General features: G+C 43.7%; 13 protein-coding genes. 7 read left to right on the top strand and 6 right to left on the bottom strand.

The genetic code is table 11. The annotated features are described in order from the left end of the window. Window positions 1-4: 4 nt before the first annotated feature. The gene (locus EV212_RS06960; RefSeq protein WP_132090894.1) at window positions 5-1,234 is read right to left on the bottom strand and encodes a M16 family metallopeptidase; all 1,230 of its coding nucleotides are present in this window, start codon (window positions 1,232-1,234) and stop codon (window positions 5-7) included. A 142-nt stretch (window positions 1,235-1,376) separates the two neighbouring features. On the opposite strand from EV212_RS06960, the gene EV212_RS06955 reads away from it, so the two are divergent. Continuing rightward, window positions 1,377-2,882: a DUF1846 domain-containing protein gene (locus EV212_RS06955; RefSeq protein ID WP_132090891.1), complete on the top strand. Its 1,506-nt coding sequence runs from the start codon at window positions 1,377-1,379 to the stop codon at window positions 2,880-2,882. A 118-nt stretch (window positions 2,883-3,000) separates the two neighbouring features. Continuing rightward, entirely contained in the window at window positions 3,001-3,540 is a 540-nt protein-coding gene (locus EV212_RS06950) for a hypothetical protein (protein ID WP_132090888.1), read from the top strand. Window positions 3,541-3,590: 50 nt separating this feature from the next. On the opposite strand, the gene nifJ is transcribed toward EV212_RS06950, so the two are convergent. From nifJ to rpsO, 4 genes are all read right to left on the bottom strand, one after another. After that, window positions 3,591-7,115, bottom strand: a complete 3,525-nt coding sequence (gene nifJ, locus EV212_RS06945; protein ID WP_132090885.1) for a pyruvate:ferredoxin (flavodoxin) oxidoreductase — start codon at window positions 7,113-7,115, stop codon at window positions 3,591-3,593. A 147-nt stretch (window positions 7,116-7,262) separates the two neighbouring features. Continuing rightward, window positions 7,263-8,291: a hypothetical protein gene (locus tag EV212_RS06940; protein ID WP_132090882.1), complete on the bottom strand. Its 1,029-nt coding sequence runs from the start codon at window positions 8,289-8,291 to the stop codon at window positions 7,263-7,265. A gap of 326 nt (window positions 8,292-8,617) precedes the next feature. Beyond that, the gene (locus EV212_RS06935) at window positions 8,618-10,711 is read right to left on the bottom strand and encodes a polyribonucleotide nucleotidyltransferase (protein WP_132090879.1); all 2,094 of its coding nucleotides are present in this window, start codon (window positions 10,709-10,711) and stop codon (window positions 8,618-8,620) included. 195 nt (window positions 10,712-10,906) lie between these two features. After that, the gene (rpsO, locus tag EV212_RS06930) at window positions 10,907-11,173 is read right to left on the bottom strand and encodes a 30S ribosomal protein S15 (protein WP_132090876.1); all 267 of its coding nucleotides are present in this window, start codon (window positions 11,171-11,173) and stop codon (window positions 10,907-10,909) included. A 217-nt stretch (window positions 11,174-11,390) separates the two neighbouring features. On the opposite strand from rpsO, the gene argH reads away from it, so the two are divergent. From argH to thiH, 5 genes are all read left to right on the top strand, one after another. Further along, the gene (argH, locus tag EV212_RS06925; RefSeq protein WP_132090873.1) at window positions 11,391-12,782 is read left to right on the top strand and encodes an argininosuccinate lyase; all 1,392 of its coding nucleotides are present in this window, start codon (window positions 11,391-11,393) and stop codon (window positions 12,780-12,782) included. A gap of 125 nt (window positions 12,783-12,907) precedes the next feature. Further along, window positions 12,908-13,102: a sulfur carrier protein ThiS gene (thiS, locus tag EV212_RS06920; protein ID WP_132090870.1), complete on the top strand. Its 195-nt coding sequence runs from the start codon at window positions 12,908-12,910 to the stop codon at window positions 13,100-13,102. Beyond that, window positions 13,102-13,734, top strand: coding sequence for a sulfur carrier protein ThiS adenylyltransferase ThiF (thiF, locus tag EV212_RS06915; RefSeq protein WP_132090867.1), 633 nt, complete (start codon window positions 13,102-13,104; stop codon window positions 13,732-13,734). Before thiS ends, thiF begins: the two co-directional genes overlap by 1 nt. 25 nt (window positions 13,735-13,759) lie before the next feature. After that, on the top strand, window positions 13,760-14,527 hold the full coding sequence (locus EV212_RS06910; protein WP_132090864.1) for a thiazole synthase: 768 nt from the start codon (window positions 13,760-13,762) through the stop codon (window positions 14,525-14,527). 12 nt (window positions 14,528-14,539) lie between these two features. Beyond that, window positions 14,540-15,694 (top strand): 2-iminoacetate synthase ThiH, encoded by a 1,155-nt coding sequence (gene thiH, locus EV212_RS06905; RefSeq protein WP_132090861.1) that lies wholly within the window; start codon window positions 14,540-14,542, stop codon window positions 15,692-15,694. Between the two features lie 80 nt (window positions 15,695-15,774). On the opposite strand, the gene glgB is transcribed toward thiH, so the two are convergent. Beyond that, complete coding sequence (gene glgB / locus EV212_RS06900) at window positions 15,775-18,039, bottom strand: 1,4-alpha-glucan branching protein GlgB (protein WP_132090858.1); 2,265 nt, start codon at window positions 18,037-18,039, stop codon at window positions 15,775-15,777. Between the last annotated feature and the right edge of the window lie 27 nt (window positions 18,040-18,066).

The raw sequence follows: 18,066 nt of genomic DNA, 5'->3' as shown, positions 1-18,066 counted from the left end.
CTCCTTAATAAAGTCGGGTATCACCCACAATTGCAATACCGCATCTGTCTCTTTGTAAATATTTCTCTAAAAATTGACGAATATCCTCGCCCTTCACCTGTTGAATCCGCTGCAAATCCTCTTCCAACGGAATGGCTCGATCACGAATCAATAATGATTTACCCAGTCCGCTCATCCGGTTATAACTGCTTTCATACCCTAAAATCAGTTCTGCCTGAATCTGCTGAATAGCAATGTCTAATTCCCTGTCTGTTATTCCCTCGCAAATCGCCCGGGATATCTCTGAAAACACAGCCTCCATAACCTGCTCTGTCTGAGAAGGCTGCATTGCCGCATAAATCTGAAACAGCCCCGCCTGCTCATAGGAACTTCCATAAGAATAAATGGCATAGGTCAGACCTAATTCATCACGGATTTTCATAAAAAGTCGGGAATTCATATTTCCGCCGAGTAAATTATTGGCAACCGTCAACACATAACGCTCATCGCTCAGCAAGGTACAGCAGTCAAAGGCCAGACAAATGTGGTTTTGTTCAATGTCTTTTTCTTTCTTCCATATAACTGGCCTGAATACAGGCGCTATTCCCCGATCCGAACGCTGACCCTGAGGTATACCATCGAAATAATGACTGATCCAATCCATCATCTTTTCCTCGTTAAAATGTCCGGCTACAGAAATAACAATATTTTCTCCAACATAAAACTGATTAAAAAATTCCTGAATCTTCTCTCTTGTAAAACCGGAAACGATTGGCTTTTCCCCGGAAATGAGATACCCCAACGGATGGTTCTCCCACACGGCCATTTGAAGATGCTCGTGAACCAGATCTTCCGGCGAATCCTCGTACATATCTATTTCTTCAAGAATCACACCCAGTTCTTTCTTTAATTCTTTTTCATCAAACAGGGAATTACAAAGCATATCCCCAAGTATATCCAACGCCTGTTCCGCATAAATGTCTAATGTTTTCGCATAATAACAGGTACAATCTTTGCACGTAAAAGCATCCATATTACCACCGATCGCTGTCATCTCATTGGCAATATCCGCTGCTGTTCTCCGGGATGTCCCCTTAAACAGCATATGTTCGATCACATGAGCCATACCATTATTGGCCGTATTTTCATACATCGAACCGACACGCACCCATACACCAATGGATACCGAACGGTAAGTCGGCATTTCCTCCATCACGATACGGATACCATTATTTAATCTTCGCAGAAGTGTCATTCCAATCCCTCTTATAAATTGAATTCAATAATTATGAGTATACTATAAATTTTATTAAAATAACAGTATAATTTTCACCGACACTTGTGTTATACTGATAAAGAATGTAGAATAATGTCATTTAGATAAAGGGGAGAATGTTATGAAAATCGGATTTGACCCAGAAAAATATATTCTTGAACAATCAAAATATATTTTAGAACGTGTCAATAACTATGATAAACTATACCTGGAATTCGGTGGCAAACTGATTTCAGATTTACATGCCAAACGTGTCCTTCCAGGTTTCGACGAAAATGCCAAGATTAAATTACTTCAGCAGTTAAAAGATAAATCCGAAATCATTATCTGTGTTTATGCCGGAGACATTGAACGAAATAAAATCCGTGGTGACTTTGGAATCACCTACGATATGGATGTACTCCGCCTGATTGACGACCTGCGCGAATATGGTCTTGAAGTTAACAGTGTGGTCATCACCCGCTACAGCGGTCAGCCGGCCACCACCGTGTTTATTAATAAACTGGAACGCCGGAATATCAAAGTGTATACCCATGAAGCGATTCTGGGATATCCAACAGATGTTGATACCATTGTCAGCAGCGAAGGTTATGGCCGCAATCCTTATATCACCACAACAAAACCTATTGTCGTTGTGACCGCACCGGGGCCTGGAAGCGGTAAGCTGGCAACCTGCCTGAATCAGCTCTACCACGAACACCGCCTTGGAAAATCTGCCGGATATTCCAAGTTTGAAACCTTTCCGGTATGGAATATTCCATTAAAGCATCCGCTCAATGTGGCCTATGAAGCAGCCACTGTGGACTTAAAGGATGTCAATATGATTGATTCTTTCCATCTGGATGCCTATGGTGAAATGGCTGTCAATTATAATCGGGATTTGGAAATGTTCCCTGTCATTCGAAGAATTATTGAACGTATCACTAATGAAACATCTGTCTATAAATCTCCGACAGATATGGGTGTTAATCGGATTGGATTCGGCATTATTGACGATGATGTCGTACAGGAAGCTTCCCGCCAGGAAATTATCCGTCGGTATTTTAAGACAAGCTGCGAATACAAAAAGGGGCTTATTAATGAAGATGCTATGCAGCGCATGTACCTCATTATGGAAAATATGGGGCTGAAACCCGAAGAACGTAGTGTTGTCATGCCGGCCCGGCAATTAGCAGAAAAATATAAGGGTATATTAATCAATAATGATATTTGTTCCGTTACTGCTATTCAGATGGAAGACGGTCAGATCATTACCGGAAAAAAATCCGAACTGATGAGCGCCTGCGGCGCCATGATATTAAATGCTATCAAATATCTGGCCGGTATTTCCGATGAGATTCCACTTATTTCTCACAACATCCTGGAACCAATGATTCATCTGAAGAAAAACCATCTGCACAACAAATACACCGCTTTAAACAGCGAAGAGATTTTAATTGCTCTGAGTATCAGTGCCGTAACCAATCCGGTGGCACAGGTTGCCATGGATAACTTAAGTAAACTTCGTGGTCTGCAAGCCCATTCAACAATTATGCTTACCCGAAACGATGAGCAGACGCTTCGTAAGCTGGGCATCGACGTAACCAGTGATCCTTTTTATCCGTCGGACAGCCTGTCCTATAACTAAGATTTAAGAATACTATACCCATGCAGAGCATCTGACATACAGTATACCTGAATGGGTATATTTTTTGTCCAAAAGTTCATACTAGGATTATCTTTTAATTATTCAGGAGGTAATTACTATGAAAACACATCGGACATATTTATTCTGGGTTCTTTCTCTCTTCACAGTTCTGCTGATCACCGGCTGTTCCAGTGCAGACAAAGCCGGTACGCAGGCCCGAACCGATTTAACGTCTGACCACGTTCGAGGATTGTATTCCGGCATGGCCCGGAAAGACGTCGAAGACTTACTTGGTACGGGCGATAAAAGTCTGGCAGACCATGAAAAAATTGATGTATATAGCCTTTCTGACGGTTCTACCGCCGTCCTTCGTTATCGTGATGACATATTATTAGGCGCATATCTCCGCGATAAAGATAATGTTGAAACGTCTATTTTCGGTCAGGACACAACCAATATGAGTGGTGTAAATGGCGTAACAGATACAAGCAGTTCTCTGGATAAGGACAACAAAGACAATGGAAACGTAAATAACGGTTCCTCATATGATGGAAATGCAAATAATGGTTCAGACAATAACATCGGTCTTGAAAATTCTGATTTAAACAATGCTGCAGATTCTGCCACAGAAGCCGAAAGCGAAACTGTAAAACGATAATTTAAAAACGCCGCCTGGAAAACCAGACGGCGTTTCATTATTTATTCAGATTATTCTGCTGCCATTTTAATATAACCAGCAAGTCTTTCTTTAGCGTCTTCTTCATTCTTAACAAACATTTCTTCAGCGATTTCTGGGAATGTTCTCTGTAAGGAAGAATAACGTACTTCATTCATGATGAAGTCTCTGAAGCTTCCTGTTGGTTCTTTTGTAGAATCAAGGATAAATGGATTCTTTCCTTCTGCTTTCAGCAATGGATTGTATCTCCACATATGCCAGTATCCACAAGCAACAGCTTCTTTAATTCTTGTCTGAGCACCGCTCATACCACCCTTAATACCATGGTTGATACATGGAGCATAACCGATGATCAGGGATGGACCTGGATAGCTTTCAGCTTCTTTCAAAGCTTTAACTAACTGACCCTGATTTGCACCCATAGCAACTTCTGCTACATATACATAACCATAGGAAACAGCCATCATACCAAGGTCTTTCTTCTTCTGTTTCTTACCAGAAGCAGCAAATTTAGCAACGGCACCTGTTGGTGTGGACTTAGAAGCCTGTCCACCTGTATTGGAGTAAACTTCTGTATCATATACGAATACGTTGATATCTTCGCCGGAAGCTAATACATGGTCTAATCCGCCGTAACCGATATCGTATGCCCATCCGTCACCACCGAAGATCCACTGAGATTTCTTAACGAGTAAGTCAGCGTTCTTTTCGATAGCTTCGCAAGCAGCTTTAACTTCGCCATCACACTGGCAATCTTTAACAGCTGCTAACAATGCTGCTGCAGAAGCTTTGGATTCTTCACCTAAATCCATAGTTGCAATCCAGTTTTCCATAGCTTCTTTAACAGCGCCTGTGGCTTTTTCAGCTGCAGCTTTAACTGTGTCACGAAGACCAAGTCTACGCTGTTTCTGGCCTAAGTACATACCTAAACCAAATTCTGCGTTATCTTCGAACAGGGAGTTACACCAAGCAGGACCCTGTCCTTTTTCATTTGTTGTATATGGCATAGATGGTGTGGAAGCACCCCAAATGGAGGAACATCCTGTAGCGTTTGCGATCTGCATACGATCACCAAATAACTGTGTCATCAATTTAGCATAAGGTGTTTCACCACAACCTGCACAAGCTCCTGAGAACTCGAATAATGGCTGTTCGAACTGGCTGCCTTTAACCGTAAATTTATCCATCGGATTAGCTTTCTTGGAAACGCTCATTGCATATTCCCAATTTTCTGCTTCTGCTTCCTGAGTATGAGCAGGAACCATTGTCAGAGCTTTTTCCTTAGCCGGGCAGACATTAGCACAGCTTCCACATCCAAGACAGTCAAGTGGAGATACCTGCATCTTGAACATGTACTGATCAACACCTTTACCTTTACCTGCTACTGCACCAAATCCAGCAGGAGCTGCTGCATTTTCTTCAGCTGTTAACAGGATTGGACGGATAGTTGCATGAGGACATACATAAGAACACTGGTTACACTGAATACACTTGGAAGCATCCCATGCTGGAACCATAGTTGCAACACCACGTTTTTCATATGCAGCTGTACCTAATTCAAAATGTCCATCTTCTCTTCCAAGATACATGCTGACCGGAAGGTCATCACCTTTACAAGCGTTCATCGGCTGTACGATATTCTTAACGAAATCTGGTACTTCTTTAACGTTTGTAGCTTCTGGATCAACGGCGTTAGCCCATTCAGCCGGAACAGCAACTTCTACAGCACCGTCAACACCAGCATCTACTGCTGCGTAGTTCATGTTAACGATAGCTTCACCCTTCTTACCATAGGATTTGTAGATAGCTTCTTTCATGTATTTAACTGCATCGTCAATCGGGATAATGTTAGCCAGTTTGAAGAATGCAGCCTGAAGTACAGAGTTTGTACGGTTACCAAGGCCGATTTCTCTTGCAATCTTAGTAGCATTGATCGTGTAGAATTTAACATGTTTCTGAGCAAGAGCTCTCTTAACACTTGCTGGCAGTTTCTCGTCTAATTCTTCTGCTGTCCATTCAGTGTTGAACAGGAATGTACCGCCTTCTTTAACATCTCCTAACATATCATACAGGTTAATGTATGCTTCGTTATGACATGCAACAAAGTCAGCTGTTGTAACAAGGTATGTAGAACGAATTGGTTTTTTACCAAAACGTAAGTGGGACTGTGTAACACCACCGGATTTCTTGGAATCATAGTGGAAGTATGCCTGAGCGTACATATCTGTATGGTCACCAATGATCTTGATGGAGTTCTTGTTAGCACCAACAGTACCGTCAGCACCAAGACCCCAGAATTTACAGCTTGTTGTACCTTCGCCGGCAACGTCAACCTCTGGAAGAACTGGCAGAGACAGATGTGTAACATCATCTACGATACCGATTGTGAAGTTGTTCTTCGGAGCGTCAAGTTTCAGGTTTTCAAATACAGAAATAATCTGGCTCGGAGTAACGTCTTTGGAACCAAGACCATAACGTCCGCCTACGATTGTAGCCTGTTTTCCAGCTCTGTAGTATGCAGCGAGAACATCAAGGTATACTGGTTCTCCGATGGCACCATTTTCTTTATCTCTGTCGAGAACAGCAATCTTAGTAGCTGTTTCAGGAATAGCTGCAAGGAATGCATCCTCTTTGAATGGTCTGTAAAGGTGAATCTGAACTAAACCAACTTTTTCGCCTTTAGCCATCATGTAATCAATTGTTTCTTTAGCGGCGTCACAAACAGAACCCATAGCAATGATAACGCGGTCAGCCTGTGGATCACCATAGTAGTTGAATAATTTGTAGTCGCGGCCAGTCATAGCGCTGACTTTTTCCATGTATTCTTCAACAACTTCCGGAAGAGCGTCATAGAAACGGTTACGAGCTTCACAACCCTGCATGAAAATATCCGGGTTCTGAGCAGTACCACGAACAACTGGATGTTCTGGGTTCAATGCGTTCTTTCTGAATTCAGCCAGTGCGTCGTAATCAACTAACTTAGCTAATTCATCGTAATCTGTACATTCAACTTTCTGAATTTCGTGAGATGTACGGAAACCATCAAAGAAGTGAAGGAATGGTACACGGCCTTTGATAGCTGACAAATGAGCTACTGCAGCTAAATCCATAACTTCCTGAACGGAACCGGAGCACAGCATAGCGAAACCTGTCTGACGGCAGGCCATAACGTCTGTATGGTCACCGAAGATGTTCAGCGCATGTGTCGCAAGAGCTCTGGCACTTACATGGAATACAGTAGGTAACTGCTCACCAGCAATTTTGTACATGTTCGGAATCATCAGAAGAAGACCCTGAGATGCTGTATATGTTGTTGTTAAAGCACCTGTGGAAAGGGAACCGTGTACAGTACCAGCGGCACCTGCCTCGGACTGCATCTCAACAACTTCTACAGTCTGTCCGAAAATATTCTTTCTGCCGTTTGCAGCCCATTCGTCTGTAACTTCGGCCATTGGTGAGGATGGTGTAATTGGGAAAATACCAGCTACTTCTGTAAACGCATAGGAAGTCCATGCAGCAGCAGTATTACCATCCATGGTTTTCATAACTTTTGCCATTTTGAAATAATCTCCTTTCATTTGTGTAGCATATCATAATGCAAAACGCATTATATTCCAATGATTATTTTAATACAAGTTGAACAATTACGTCAAGGAATAAACGAGTAAAAATTGTTCATATTTCAGAACAACCCTTCAGGCTGATCACATGGTTTTGACAATCGAGACATAATAAGACTCCGAATAGCCTTTGTAATAGTTAATGTATATCTCATATCCTTCTGTCTCAAAAAATACATATTCATCCTCTTCGGCAGTCTCCCGCTGCTTTCCGAATTCTTTTCTGAATTTTTCACCGTCGCCGGTCAACGCCTGCATCGTTGCTGCATAAAAAGCTTCCGCCCGCTCGCTGTCACAAACATTATAACTGACTTCATGAAGCTTTTTGCTGAACGTATCCCAGGACACATTATAATAATACCCGATATCCATATCCATGTCATACATTCGCTCCTGGACAAAATATGTATAAGAATAGTCATCATCATATTCATATGCGTAATTATTTGATTCATCCGAAAAAGATCGAATATCTACGCCAAGTGCTGATAATTCAGGTTCTACAGCCGCAATAAACGTATCTTTTGTCACTTCCATATGGGCTATGCCTGTGCATTCCTTTCCTCCGGCTATCACCTCCTCGTCGGTATACTCTCTGCGTTCTTCTCCGCCAGCGGATATATCTCCATCATCTTCATCATAAATCCACTGTGTCTCGCTGACCACGCTGTCAGCCCCTGCCCCGGTGATGTCAAAAGATACTTTTTCGGTAAAACTTTCAATCACCTCGATCGCCGTAGAGATAATCCCAAAAACCACCAGCAGAATAACGATCAGCTTCGCTTTGCCGGAAGCATTCCTCTTTCCAACTGGCGTCTCGCTCCGATATGTTTTTTGATAATCTTTATAGGATTCTTTTTCCTTCTGTCCAAAGTTCTGCGTCTGCTGCTCTTTCTTTAGTCTTTTCCTCGAAGGCATCATCGTTACAGAACCATCATCATGATACGCATAGTCATGGGGCTTCGAATCGTAGGAACAATCCTTACCATGCACCGTGTCCGTATTATAATGAATATCCATGTACTGAGGTTTCCAGACGAAGGAATGACAGTTATCACATCGATGAGCCTTTTTCATCGGCTGGTCACATAAAGGACATATACGTACTTTCATTTCATTGTTCTCGCTTTCTCTTCCAGATACTTATATTTTACAGTAAATATGCCTAAGAAACAAGAGGATTTCTCTGGATAATTTCGACAATTCGACAGTGTTTCCGCCGCAATTTACATTAAAGGAGAATGAGCGTTAACATTTTACCCTTTTGATTCATAGTCGGCCTCCATCACACATTTTTCCTCTCTATTTTCTATTATTATATCATACATCGCGCAAATTGAGTACATGCTTTTGATAAATTTCTGACAATTTTTCAAAAAAAACAGACGCATTCCTCTGTAAAATCCTTTCAGATTTTTTCAGGGGAACACGCCTTATTATTACTCAGCGTCTTTTTTACTGAAGCTGATACGTCCCATCTTGTCTTTTCCAAGACATTTAACTTTAATCACATCGCCAAGAGTAAGGACATCTTCCACGCGATTGACACGCTTCTTGTCCAGTTTGGAGATATGGACCATACCTTCCTTGCCCGGTGCAAACTCAAGGAATGCGCCGAATTCTTTGATGCTGACAACCTTGCCGACATAAATCTTGCCTTCTTCAAATTCAGAAGCGATCATCTGAATCATTTCGATAGCCTTATCAATGCCCTCTTTTTCAACGCCGCAGACGGCCACAGCGCCATCATCGGTAATATCGATCTTTACACCGGTCTCGTCAATGATCTGGTTGATGATCTTACCCTTGGAACCAACAACGTCGCCAATCTTCTGAGGATCGATCATGATCTGCTTAATCTTCGGCGCATATTTGCCAACTTCCTTACGCGGTTCGGCAATGGCCGGAGTCAGCACTTCATTGATAATATATTCTCTCGCCTCTTTTGTGCGGCGAATGGCTTCTTCAATGATCGGACGGGTCAGGCCATGAATCTTAATATCCATCTGAATTGCAGTAATACCATCATGGGTACCTGCCACTTTGAAATCCATATCGCCGAAGAAATCTTCAAGGCCCTGAATATCTGTCAATACAACATAGTCGTCATCCGTATCTCCGGTAACAAGTCCGGCAGAAATACCAGCCACCTGCTTTTTGATCGGAACACCAGCCGCCATCAGGGACATGGTAGATGCACAGATACTTGCCTGAGATGTAGAGCCATTGGATTCAAAGGTTTCGGAAACCGTACGAATCGCATATGGGAACTCTTCCACACTTGGAAGCACAGGAACCAAAGCTTTTTCAGCTAAAGCGCCATGGCCGATTTCACGACGTCCCGGTCCTCTGGAAGGTTTTGTTTCACCAACAGAGTAGGAAGGGAAATTGTAATGGTGCATATAACGTTTGGATGTCACATTGACATCGATGCCATCAATACGCTGTGCCTCGGACATTGGAGCCAATGTGGTCACTGTACAGATCTGAGTCTGACCACGGGTGAACATGGCAGAGCCATGAACTCTCGGAAGCAGATCGATTTCTGCAGCCAATGGACGGATCTGATTCAGTGCACGACCGTCCGGACGTTTATGATCCTTCAAAATCATCTTACGAACCGTCTTTTTCTGATACTGATATACAGCTTCATCGATCAGTTCCAGCCACTCTTCATTTTCGGCAAAAGCTTCGGCGAGTTTCTCTTTGATCTGACGGATATTTTCCTCACGCACCTGCTTCTCATCAGTGAACACAGCTTCTTCCATAGCTTCCTGAGGAACAATTTCTTTAATTGCTGCGAATAATTCATCCGGAACAGCACAGCTTGTATAACTGTGTTTTTCTTTTCCACATTCAGCTACGATACCGTCGAAAAATTTAATGATTTCCTGATTTAATTCATGAGCAGCAAAAATAGCTTCAATCATCTTATCTTCCGGCACTTCATTGGCTCCGGCTTCAATCATGATGACCTTTTCACGAGTAGATGCTACAGTCAACGCAAGATCCGAATGTTCTTTTTCCTCAGCCATTGGATTAAATACAAGCTTGCCGTCCACAAGGCCAACCTGTGTAGCAGCAATCGGGCCATCAAACGGAATATCTGAAATAGACACGGCAATGGCAGAACCAAGCATGGCAACAACCTCCGGATTGGCATCCGGGTCAACACTCATGACCAGGTTATTTAATGTCACATCATTCCGGTAGTCCTTCGGGAATAACGGACGCATCGGACGGTCAATAACACGGGAAGTCAGTACCGCATGCTCGCTGGCCTTTCCTTCTCTCTTGTTAAATCCTCCGGGAATCTTACCAACGGAATACATTTTTTCTTCAAATTCCACGCTCAACGGGAAGAAATCAATGCCTTCTCTTGGTTTTTCAGAAGCCGTTGCTGTGGAGAGGATAACTGTATCTCCATAATGAATAAATACGGCACCATTCGCCTGTTTAGCGACACGGCCCACATCGACACGCAGGGTCCTTCCTGCCAGTTCCATCGAATAACTCTTGTACTCTTTTGACATATTCAATCTCCTTATAAAAATATTGATAATTTTCACAGGAAGCCAATCGAAACTACTGAAAAAGACATGCCCCGCACAATTTTCCGGGGAAATTCCCGGCAGCGGCATATACTTTTCAGTGGTCTCGAGTAGAAGATTCCTGTGAAAGTTTGGATGCAAATAGTGGGATGGAAAGCTCCATCCCACTGTTTAAAATTATTTTCTTAAACCTAACTTCTGGACGATAGCTCTGTATCTTTCGATATCTGTCTTCTTGAGATAGTCGAGCATACCACGTCTCTGACCAACCATTTTTAACAGACCACGTCTGGAATGATGGTCTTTTTTGTGTACTTTCAGATGCTCTGTCAAATCACTGATTCGAGCTGTTAATAAAGCGATCTGAACTTCCGGTGAACCTGTATCTTCCGGTGTTCTTCCATAAGTAGCGATGATTTCTTTCTTCATCTCTGATGTAATCATAGTGTATTTCCTCCTAAATTTTGAAATGCCTCGTGCTAAGAACGGGTTGGAGTCTCCCACATCCGAACACGGGTTATTACTCATACCGCCATATTATATCATAGACAATTTTTATTGTAAAGATGTAATTTTACTCTGAATATTTCTTGCATTTTCATGCAAAATAAGCTAATATTGTGAAGACATACACTATATAATAGAAAGAAGTGAATCCAATATGGAATTAAAATTATGGGGCGGACGCTTTACTAAGCAGACAGATAAACTTGTACATAACTTCAATGCATCGATTTCCTTTGACCAGAAATTTTATAAACAGGATATTGACGGCAGCATCGCTCACGTGACTATGCTGGCCAAACAGCAGATTTTAACAGATGAAGAACGGGATACGATCATTGCCGCTCTGAAAGATATAAAAAACGAAATTGCCGAAGGTGCACTGGTAATCTCCCCGGCCTACGAGGATATCCACAGCTTTGTGGAAGCCATGCTCATTGAACGCACCGGCGAAACCGGCAAAAAGCTTCATACCGGACGGAGCCGCAACGATCAGGTTGCTCTTGATATGAAGCTGTATACCCGGGATGAGATCAAAGAATGTGACGCGCTCCTCCGTGATCTGCTCACCGTTATTTTGTCCATTATGGAAAAAAACACATCAACCTTCATGCCCGGATTTACTCATCTTCAAAAAGCTCAGCCATTAACACTGGCCCACCATTTCGGCGCCTATTTTGAAATGTTCAAACGGGACCGGAGCCGTCTGGCTGATATTTATAAACGTATGAACACATGCCCTCTCGGCGCGGGCGCACTGGCCGGAACAACTTATCCATTGGACCGGGCCTGCACAGCGGAACTTCTCGGATTTGATGGTCCAACCTTAAACAGTATGGATTCCGTATCGGACAGAGATTACCTTATCGAGCTTTTAGGCGCTCTTTCCACCATAATGATGCATCTGAGCCGTTTCTCTGAAGAGATCATTGTCTGGAATACCAATGAATATCAGTTTATTGAACTGGATGACGCCTATTCCACAGGAAGCAGTATTATGCCTCAGAAAAAGAATCCGGATATCGCTGAACTTGTCCGCGGGAAAACTGGCCGGGTTTACGGTGCTCTCATGTCCCTTCTCACAACAATGAAAGGACTGCCGCTGGCTTATAATAAAGACATGCAGGAAGATAAAGAACTGACCTTTGACGCCATTGACACGACCAAGGGCTGTATCAAACTGTTTACCGGCATGATTCAAACAATGAAAATCAACAAACCTGCCATGGCAAAAAGTGCCCGCAACGGTTTCACCAACGCCACCGATGCCGCCGATTATCTTGTTAAACATGGCGTACCTTTCCGTGACGCTCATGGTATCATCGGCCAGCTCGTTCTCTACGGCATTGAAAATAATAAGGCCCTGGATGATCTGACACTGGAAGAATATAAGATGATCAGTCCGGTATTTGAAGAGGATATTTATGAAGCTATCTCCCTTGAGACCTGCGTCAACACCCGAAATACCATCGGCGCTCCGGGTGTGGAAGCTATGAAAAACGTGCTTGCTCTTGAAAAGGAATATCTTGACAGGACACCGGCTTTGTGATATTTTATTTTTTGGAAAAATAATATGGATTCGTTAAGTTTATTTAGCAAATGCTTTATAAAAGGGGTACACCACCGCGGGTGTATCCCTTTTTGTGTTTAAAAAAGGATAAAGGAGGTATTTCTATGAAAGTCAACGGAGAAATCGTTACCCTTACCGAACCCGTTTCATTGAAAGAGTTTCTGGAGAAATCCGGTTATTCAACCGGACGTATTGCCGTAGAACGCAATGGGGATATTGTCCCGAAACAGACCTATGACGCCATCATGCTTACTGAGGCGGATACACTGGAAATTGTTCATTTCGTTGGAGGTGGCTGATGATCACTAAAAAAGATTATGACGCCATGCTCATTGAACGGCATGGACAGCAGGTGTTTGATACACTGGCAAAAGCTCATGTGGGTATTGCCGGCCTTGGCGGTTTAGGTTCCAACATTGCCATGATGCTGGCGCGCAGCGGTGTTGGTCATCTCCTGCTGATTGACTTTGACCGTGTAGAGCCAAGCAATCTAAACCGGCAGCACTATATGGTTTCCCATCTTGGAATACCAAAATCAGAAGCCCTTAAGGATTTGATTTTACAGGCTAATCCATTTATTCATCTGGATACACGCTGTATGCGGATTACCGGAGAAAATGCGCCGAAGCTCTTTAAAGACTGTGACTTGGTCTGCGAGGCTTTTGACAAACCTGAAGCCAAGGCTGAACTTGTCAACAGTCTGCTGGAAAACTGTCCGGGACTTCCCATTCTTTCCGGTTCGGGAATGGCCGGTTACGGAAGTTCCAACACGATTCGAACAGAAAAGGTGATGAAAAATCTCTATCTGTGCGGCGACAGGGTATCAGACATCGAATCCGTTGGTACACTTATGGCGCCCCGGGTTCAGATTTGTGCAGCCCACGAAGCCAATATGGCGCTGCGGCTGCTTTTAGGGATTACAGAAGTATAAATTTTTTGACTGGAGGAAACATCAAATGAAAGATACATTAATCATCGGAGGACATGAATTTAACTCCCGTTTTATTTTAGGCTCGGGAAAATTTTCTTTAGAAATGACAAAAGCTGTCATTGAAAATGGCGGTGTCGAAATGGCCACCCTGGCGCTTCGCCGTGCCAATGCCGGCGGAAAAGAAAACATTCTGGATTATATGCCAGAGGGAATCACTCTCCTGCCGAATACTTCCGGTGCCAGAACCGCAGAAGAAGCTGTACGTATTGCCCGTCTTTCCAGAGAACTGGGCTGTGGTGATTTTGTAAAAATCGAAGTCATCCATGAATCCAAATATTTAATGCCGGATAACTACGAAACCATCAAAGCTACAGAAATTCTGGCCAAAGAAGGTTTTATTGTCATGCCATATATGATGCCGGATTTGGTAGCTGCCCGGTCTTTAAGAGATGCCGGAGCTTCGGCGATCATGCCTCTCGGAGCTCCGATTGGCAGCAATAAAGGTCTTTGCACCCGTGATTTTGTAAAAATGATCGTAGAAGAAATCGACCTTCCAATTATTGTAGATGCCGGTATCGGACGTCCTTCCCAGGCCTGTGAAGCCATGGAACTTGGCGTTGATGCAGTCATGGCAAATACAGCCATTGCCACTGCCGGAGATGTGGCGTCCATGGCGAAAGCTTTTAAACTGGCTATTGAAGCCGGACGTCTGGCTTACCTTTCCCGGCCGGGACGGGTTCTTGAATTTCGCGGTGAAGCATCCAGCCCTCTGACGGGCTTTATGGAAAATTAGGAGGCGCAGAATATGAAAGTCACAGCAACAGACCATATGAAGTACCTGGATACAATGGAAGCCGTGGATTCCGACATTATGGACAAAGTTCTGAAGGCTATGGAACATTACGATTATCATCGTTATACCGAAGCAGACGTCCGCTCGGCCCTTGCTAAAGATATTCTGAGCCCGGAAGATTTCGCCGCTCTGCTCTCCCCGGCCGCATTCCCTTTTCTTGAAGAAATGGCTCATAAGGCTCAGTACGAAACCCGGAAACACTTTGGTAATTCAATATGCATGTTCACGCCGCTCTACATCGCCAATTATTGTGAAAACGAATGTGTCTACTGCGGATTCAACTGTAAAAATAAAATCCACCGAGCCAAACTGACCTATGAAGAAATTGACCACGAACTGGCGACCATCGCCAGGACCGGCTTAAAAGAAATTCTTATCCTCACCGGTGAATCCCGCCGTATGTCAGATGTGGAATATATCGGCGAAGCCTTAAAGCTGGCCCGTAAATATTTTTCCACCATCGGTATCGAAATCTATCCGCTGAACTCGGACGAATACCGCTATCTTCACGAATGCGGCGCCGACTTTGTCAGCGTTTACCAGGAAACCTATAATCCGGTCAAATATGAACAAATGCACCCAAGCGGTCCAAAGCGGGTGTATCCATACCGTCTGAATGCCCAGGAACGGGCTTTAATGGGCGGTATGCGGGGTGTATCCTTCGGCGCTCTTTTAGGACTTGATGATTTCCGAAAGGATGCCTTTGCTTCGGGAATGCATGCCTACTACATTCAGCAAAAATATCCTCATGCTGAGATTTCTTTCTCTACGCCGCGTCTCAGACCTTATGTGAATAACGCGGATAATAATCCAAATGACGTACATGAACCACAGCTTTTGCAGGTCATGCTGGCCTATCGTCTCTTTATGCCTTTTGCCGGAATCACTATTTCTACCAGGGAACGGGCCGGCTTTCGTGACAATGTCATCGGCATGGCGGCCACAAAAATCTCTGCCGGCGTCAGTGTCGGTGTCGGCGGCCACGAGGAAGAAGCCAAGGGTGACGAACAGTTTGAAATCTCCGACCCGAGGAGCGTCACCGAGGTCCATCAGGCCATCTTAAATCATGGATTACAGCCGGTATATACCGATTATCTGTGGGTATAAATTTGAAAAAACAAAAGGTGGAACCAAGGATTGATATTTGATTCCACCTTTTTATTGACTAAAACTATCATTTACAAGATTTATTTCTTACGTTTTTTCGCCGGAGCCAATGGGGTGCACTTAAAAATACTGATCCCCAGTGGCGGCACAATTATTTTAATTGAATCGTCCCGACCATCACATTCTTCGGCCTTTGATTGTTTTAATCTTGGATTCACATTACCTTCACCGCCGAATTTCACCGCATCACTGTTAAAGATCTCTTTGAATTTTCCACGGAACGGCACACCAATTTTATAGTTCTTTCGTACGACCGGTGTGAAATTGCAGACTACCAGCAAGGTTTCGTCTTTTTTCGATGTCTTGCGTGTAAATACGACGATGCTCTCATCCGCCGATATATTATTGATCCATTCAAAGCCTTCCGGTTCATCATCCAGGGCATAGAGCGCCGGATATTCCTTATAAAAATGAACCAGTTCCCGCATATAATCCTGCATCTTTTTATGCATTTCATGTTTCAGCATGAACCATTCCAGGCTCTTGCCCTCATTAAATTCCGTAAACTGGGCAAAATCCTGACCCATGAACAAAAGCTTCTTTCCCGGATGGCACACCATAAAACCATAGGCTGCCCGCAGATTCGCAAACTTATCTTTATATTCACCCGGCATTTTTCCAATCATGGAACCTTTGCCGTGAACGACCTCATCATGGGATAAAACAAGCATAAATTTTTCACTGTAAGCATAAATCATGCTGAACAAGAGCTGTCCATAGGCACCCTTTCGGAATAATGGATCCAGTGCCATATAACCAAGAAAATCGTTCATCCAGCCCATATTCCACTTCATATCAAAGCCAAGGCTGTCCTCTTCAACTGCTCCGGTCACCTTCGGCCAAGCTGTCGACTCTTCCGCAATCATCTGAACTTCCGGATTGCGTTTTTTCATCATGGAATTCAAATGTTTCAAGAACTCAATAGCTTCCAGATGTTCCTTGCCGCCATACATATTAGGTACCCATTCACCGTCATTCCGACCGTAATCCAAATAAAGCATGGAAGCCACCGCATCCATGCGCAGTCCATCCACATGGTACTGCTCCACCCAGTACATGGCATTGGCAATAAGGAAATTACTTACCTCTTTCCGGCCATAATCAAAGATCAATGTTCCCCAATGAGGATGTTCTCCCCGCCGTGGATCCGGATGCTCATAGAGCGGGCCGCCGTCAAATCGAGCCAGTCCATTTAAATCCCGCGGAAAATGGGCCGGCACCCAGTCCAGAATAACCCCGATGTTATGCTGATGAAGGTAATCCACAAAATACATAAAATCTTCCGGTGTTCCATAACGTGAAGTCGGTGCATAGTAACCCGTCACCTGATAGCCCCAGGATTCATCCAGCGGATGTTCCATAACAGGCATAAGTTCTACGTGAGTGTATCCCATATCCGTCACATAATCCGTCACTTTTTCTGCCAATTCCCTGTAATTATAAAATCCGGCCGGTTTTACGATCGTCTCATTACCATCCTCATCTGTCTCAATGACAGCATCCGGACGCATAAACCCCGCCAGATGAAGTTCATAGACAAATTCCGGCTTTTCTTTTTTGGCCAGCTTTTTCCTCTGAGACATCCAGGATGCATCCTGCCATTTATAGCGTTTTTCAATATTATAAATAACTGAAGCATTATCCGGACGCATTTGCATCAACGTTCCATACGGATCAGATTTTAAGACAACGGTATCGCCTTTTACCTTGATCTCATATTTGTAAATTTCTCCCTCTTTCAGGCCAGGAATAAATAATTCATGGATATCACCGTCACGGCGCTGCATCGGATGCCGCCTTCCATCCCACTGGTTGAAATCACCGACAACGCTGACACGGATAGCCTTTGGCGCCCATACAGCAAACCGAACACCTTTTACCCCCTGAACCGTCATCGGATGGGCACCGAGAACTTTATAAACTTCATAGTGAATGCCAGCCTGAAACTTCTTAATATCTTCAATCTGGATCGTTGCCGGAAAAGCGTAAGGGTCCCGACATTTTACTGTGTGATCTTCCCCATAAGTCACACGATAATGATAAACGGGAATCGTTTCTTCAGAAAGCAGAACAGCAAAATAATCCTCATCTACTTCCCGCATCTCCACAGCTTCCTGTCCTTTCACAAGAATCTCACACTTTTCTGCCCCTGGAAAATAGGCCTGCACAAGAACACCCTCATCCACCTTATGAGGACCTAAAATCTGCTTCGGTCGGTCATGCTCCGAATAAATGATCGCCTCGATTTCCGGCCATTGCATGTATCCCAGTAATTTATCTTCCATAACAACCCCTCCTTGGTCTCTGTCCAC

The organism is Frisingicoccus caecimuris, from assembly GCF_004340975.1.
GTDB classification, from domain to species: Bacteria; Bacillota; Clostridia; order Lachnospirales; family Lachnospiraceae; genus Frisingicoccus; species Frisingicoccus caecimuris.
This window is presented reverse-complemented; position numbering and strand designations above follow the sequence as displayed.